Source organism: Pseudomonas sp. 65/3-MNA-CIBAN-0223 (genome assembly GCF_040310425.1).
Classification (GTDB): domain Bacteria; phylum Pseudomonadota; class Gammaproteobacteria; order Pseudomonadales; family Pseudomonadaceae; genus Aquipseudomonas; species Aquipseudomonas gregormendelii.
Window position 1 is genome coordinate 1 of record NZ_JBEOPV010000100.1, and the last position, 280, is coordinate 280.

The 280-nt window shown below is 71.1% G+C and carries 1 protein-coding gene; it reads left to right on the forward strand.

Features of this window, described 5'->3' with window-relative positions; translation table 11 throughout:
- The coding region (locus tag AAEZ09_RS28090; protein WP_350601613.1) for a hypothetical protein at positions 1-280 on the forward strand (280 nt) is incomplete at both ends.

Consider the following 280-nt stretch of genomic DNA (forward strand, 5'->3'; position numbering starts at 1 on the left):
GGCCGAACCGGTCGAGCCCGTTGCGTTCAGCGAATTCGAACGTTTCTGGCGGCATCCGGCACGCGCATTGCTGCGCGGCCGGCTCGGCATCATGCTGGCCGACGCGCAGGCCGAACTGCTCGATACCGAGCCGTTCGCGCTGGATTTTGCCGGCAGCGACGCGCTGGCCGAACGTGTGCTGCCGCTCCTGATCGAAGCGGGCGACGGCGGCGTGTACGATCACGCGCTGCGCATCGCGGACGCGAGCCCCGAACTGCCCGGCGGCGCGACGGGCGCGGTG